Genomic DNA, 1,307 nt, shown 5'->3' on the forward strand with positions numbered 1-1,307 from the left:
ATAGTACGATCGTATAGAGAACGAACGTTTAGAGTTCGATAGTTCTAAGGAGTGCCGTGAGCGCCCGACGACGCACGAAGATCACTCCGCGCCCCCTGCCCACGACATGGGAGCAGCGGCAAGGTCGCGGCGCCCGGCTGGCGCAGGTGGACGCGCTGCGCGGCTTCGCACTGCTCGGCATCCTGACGGTCAACATCACCTACATGGCCTCCGCCTATCACGGCACCGGCCTGGAGGACCCGGGCCTGGGCGGCCCGCTGAGCGAGGGTGTCCGCCGGCTGGTGGCGGTGCTCTTCGAGACGAAGTTCTTCCTGCTGTTCTCGTTCCTGTTCGGCTACAGCTTCACGCTGCAGATCGACTCGGCCGAGCGACACGGCGCCCGGTTCGCGCCACGCTTCCTGCGGCGCCTGACCGGGCTGTTCGTGATCGGCGTCATCCACGCCGTCGTCCTCTTCCCCGGCGATATCCTCACCCTGTACGCCGTCCTCGGCCTGGTCCTGCTCGCGCTGCGCCGCATCCAGCCCCGCACCGCGATACGGATCGCCCTGGCGCTGCCGGCGGTGACCGCCCTCGGATACGCGCTCCTCGCGCTCGCCGTCGCCCATGCGGGCGGGGCCGGCTCGATCCCCGCGTCCACGGCATCCGCCGCGGCACAGGCGACCGAGGCCCTGCGCGGCGGGCCGGCATCGGTCATCGGCGCCCACCTCCAGGAACTGCCGGACGTGGCAGCCCTGTTGATCTTCTTCCAGGCGCCGTCCGCGCTCGCCGCTTTCCTGCTGGGCCTGGCGGCCGGACGCCGACGCGCCCTCGCGGACACCGACCGGCACCGGCGGCTCCTGCGGCGGCTCCAGTGGGTCGGCTTCACGGCCGGGCTGCTGGGCGGCATCGTGTACGCGAACGCGAACCTGGACCACCCCGAGTCGGCGTACCAGCTTTTCGCCTTGGGCCTCGATGTGATCACCGCTCCCCTGCTGGCCGCCGCCTACGCGGCGACCGTGCTCCGCATGGTCCGCGGCCGCTGCGGCCAGGCCGTGGTCACCGCGCTCGCGCCGGCGGGCCGTATGTCGCTGACCAACTATCTCGGGCAGTCCCTGGTCTGCGCCCTTCTGTTCACCGGCTTCGGGGCCGCGCTGGTCGGCCGCGTCCCGCCCATCGGCGTCGCGGCGATCGCCCTGACCTTGTTCGCGGCGCAGGCAGTGGCCAGTCGATGGTGGCTGCGACACCACGCCTACGGCCCACTGGAGTGGCTGCTGCGTGCCTGGACCACGCTGTCGACACCACCGTGGCGCCCGCGCAGCGAGACACGG

The 1,307-nt window shown here is 71.2% G+C and carries 1 protein-coding gene; it reads left to right on the plus strand.

The annotated features are described in order from the left end of the window. Positions 1-56: 56 nt before the first annotated feature. Positions 57-1,307 (plus strand): DUF418 domain-containing protein (locus AF1_RS32550; protein WP_084263550.1); only part of this gene is annotated, 1,251 nt, incomplete at its 3' end.

Origin of the sequence: Actinomadura formosensis NBRC 14204 (assembly GCF_001552155.1) — a bacterium.
Taxonomy (GTDB): Bacteria; Actinomycetota; Actinomycetes; order Streptosporangiales; family Streptosporangiaceae; genus Spirillospora; species Spirillospora formosensis.